Source organism: Mesorhizobium sp. M0317 (assembly GCF_040321555.1).
Lineage (GTDB): Bacteria > Pseudomonadota > Alphaproteobacteria > Rhizobiales > Rhizobiaceae > Mesorhizobium.
Window position 1 is genome coordinate 1 of sequence record NZ_JAMYRV010000090.1, and the last position, 3,587, is coordinate 3,587.

Below are 3,587 nucleotides of genomic sequence, written 5' to 3' on the forward strand. Positions count from 1 at the left end.
CCCCCCGGCGCGGGGTCGCGGCCGCGCGCCCCCCCCCCGCCCCCCCCCCGCGCGCCCCGCCCGCGACAGACCCGCTTGGGGGTGTCGGCCGGGCGCCCCCCCCCCCCCCCCCCCCCCCGCTTCATGTTTGGAGCCCTGTGGCCTTCAACGTCAGACGAAGTGGAAGTCGTCCGCTGGACTATATGCAACCATGGTCCGGCCAGTGCCGTCGTCGGCAACTGTGAAGCTGTCCGCATCGTATGCGCCGAGCAGGTGCAGCGTGGCGTCATGAGTGCCATCCGAAACGGTCAGCGTTCCTCCACTGCCGTCCTGGCTTGCATGATAGACAGCCGATGTTCCGGTGCTGAACCAGATATCGCCGAGGTCTACCTTGTCATCATTGGTGATCCCGGCGATGCTTCCGCTGAAATCGAATGAATCGTCCAGCCGCAATGTGCCGGCAGCATCCGCCCCGAAAATGACGTCGGCGGAAGAGGCAGCGTGAAACTCCAGCTGCGACATGTTTCCGATGAGTGCATCGCCGTCGCCGGTAACCTGACCGCCTATCGTGACGTCGCCGCCATTGGCCCAGATCAGTCCGGAATTGGCGACGGCACCGTTGATTTCCATGCCACCCGACCCCGTCGCCTCCAGCGTTCCCGAGTTGACGACAGTGCTGCCTCCAGTATCGATGACCAGCGCGTGCGAGCCGGTGGCGATGATCGTGCCCAGGTTGTCGAGGGACAGGGAACCGCCGCCCAGTTGGCCGGCGCCGGAGATGGTGTTGTCGACATTGGTCAAGGTGACGTCGGCAGCCGTGCCGAAGATCACATTTGCATCGCTGTCGGAGAGCACGACCTGCCCGCCGCCGTGCAGCGTGATGCCGCTGGCGATCACCTCAAGTTGCGTGGTCGAGCCCGCACCGTTGAGCGCGATCGTACCTGTGTTGTCGATCGCGCCGCCGACCGGCATGATCGCGCCGTCGGCGATCGACATTGGGCCGGCATTATGGGTGACCGGTTCCTGGTTGAAGAGGAAGTTGCCGGCGCCGAGCCCGGAGGCCGAGATGCCCTGCACGGTGATCGTCTCTCCGGAACTGATGGTGACGACGGCATTTCCGCTGCTGTCGTCGGCGATAACGAGATCGCCGAACCCGTTGACGCCGGCAAAGCCGATCAGGTCGATCCTGTCCGCCGCCACATCGAAATTGTGCAGCGTATCGGCCGCGATCGGCTGACCGAAGACGAAGAGGTCTGAGCCCGCTGAGCCGGTGAGGTGGTCGTCGCTCGACACCGCATAGATCGGTGTTCCGGGCGCAAAGGCCTCAACGTTATCCGCGACGAAGGACGCACCGGTCGTCCCATCGGCATTGGTCCACGTCATCGCTACATAGAGAAGCGCGGCCCCAACGAAGTCAGCAGGCGTGGTAACGGACAGCGAGCTCATGTCGGTCGTCTGTATCGTCCAGGAATCGTCGCTCAGTTGCGTTCCGCCATTAATGAGCCAGCCGGACGGAAGATTGGTGACTTGCAATGTCACGGCGGCACCGTCGACACCTGCCGGTTCTGTCAAGCCGAGATTTATCGGCGAACCAGCGACGCCCGCCGGTAGGACATGTCCGCCGACTATCAGGGCGCTTAGGTTCGTCACGCTAACGCCGGGCATGTCTACCAATATGTCGCTGGCAGTGGTTACAGTGTTGTTCACCTGTTGATAAATGAAGGTATGCGAAATCCCGCCTATTGTCGCAGTAAACGCGACAGTCGCGCCTGCGTTTCCCAGGTCGGTAGCGTCGAGTTGCGCCCGCAGATATTGGACAACTGCCGCCACGTCACTTGACGAAGTTAAAGATAGTGCTAACGAGTAAGTGTTGGCATCATCGAACGTGATGATCCCGTTCGAAATGGCATGCGACTTCACAGTCTGACCGCCAATCGTCAACAAAGAGTCCGTACCGTTGGTGCCGGCCGTATTGATGGCGGCGGTCGGAGTGCCGTTCAAATCCAAAATGTCGGTTGTCACGTCGAAGTCAGTGATGACGTCGTAGCCGGAGACGGTCCCATTTCCTCCCGAGCCGCCAATCGCAACTGCCGATTCGCCGGTTGCGATGACAAACGTATCAAGGCCTACGCCGCCCGACATCAGGTCGGAGCCGATGCCACCAATCAGTATGTCGTTGCCGCTACCTCCGAGAAGCAAATCAGAGCCGCCGCCGCCATTGAGCGTGTCGGCGCCACCCAACCCCACGAGGATGTCGTTTCCACTGTTGCCGTTGATGGTTTCTCCGCCCGAGGTCCCGACTAGGGTCTTAGGGGCAGTCCCGCCAGCGTTGAGATCAGGCAGATCGTCGGCTATGGCTGTGTATGTTGTCGATCCACCCGATGGCAGGGCGATAGCAAGGTTGGCGTTTTCGAAGTTTGTGACAATTGCGCGCCAGCTTGATGCGCTCAGATCTAATGTGCCGGTCGGAGATCCGTCCAGGTAGCTTTGGAGAGCGCTCTCGAAGGTCGCATTCGACAAGATCTCTTCCAACTGGGCAGCCGAGAACACCAAGGTGATGTGGTCTGTACCGGTTCCGCCGTTGTAGCTAGTTGTTCCGTTGATATGATTCCACGCAGTCGTGACGTCGTCCTTTCCGTTACCCATGAGGATCGACCAATTTCCGACTGGAGTAGGTGAGTTGAAGTCAAACGTAGTGTTGACGAAGTTTGCAGTTACGTCCTTCCCATTTCCAAAATCAATGGTGTGGCCGCTGATACTGCTAGCAACAATGATAGTGACATTTACCACACTGCTAGAGAGCGATCCGTCGTATGCGTGATAGGTGAAGCTGTCGGTTCCGACGAACCCGGCATTGGACGTGTATGTGAACAACCCATTGGCGTTCCACGTAACAGTTCCGTTAGCAGGGCTTGAATCTTGAACCGCCGTGATCGAGCTGTCTGGATCGACATCGTTGGCGAGCAGCCCTGGTGACGCAGTGAACATAGTACCGGTCGTGGTTGTGTAGGTGTCCGCGGTCGCGACCGGCGCATCGTTGACTGGATTGACCGTGATCGCCACCGGGTCGGTGTCAGACAAAGGCGTGCCTGCGCTGTCGGTCGAGACCACTGTCAGCGTGTCGCTGCCGTTGTAGTTGAGCACACCCTGGTAGCTCAGACTTGCCAGTGCGGCATTGATCTGCGTCTCGGTGCCGGACAAGGTCAGCGTGGCGCTGCCGTTGGCGCCGGAGCTGATCGTGGCGCCGCCCGTCAGGCTAGCGTTCAACGTACCGTGCAGCACCGTCAGCTGGGCGGTGGCCAGGTTTCCATCCACGTCGTGGACGGAAATAGTGTTGCCGCCCGTAAAGGTGAGAGCCGTGTCCTCGTTGACCGACTGCGCGCCAGGCACCGTATTGACCGGTGCGTCGTTGACCGTATTGACGGTGATCGCGACCGTGTCGCTGTCGGTCAGGGTTCCACCCGATCCGCTATTGCCGGCATCGCTGGTAAGGACGGTCAGCGTGTCGCCGCCGTTGAAGTCCGCAACGCCCTTGTAGACGACGTTGTTGAGCGCCGCCAAGGTGGTGTTGATCTGCGCCACCGAGCCGGTCAGCGTCACGGATCCGG

General features: G+C 60.6%; 1 protein-coding gene. It reads right to left on the reverse strand.

Translation table 11 applies throughout. The features are described from left to right. Positions 1-150: 150 nt before the first annotated feature. Positions 151-3,579, reverse strand: coding sequence for a beta strand repeat-containing protein (locus NKI88_RS31545; protein ID WP_352659296.1), 3,429 nt, complete (start codon positions 3,577-3,579; stop codon positions 151-153). Positions 3,580-3,587 lie beyond the last annotated feature (8 nt).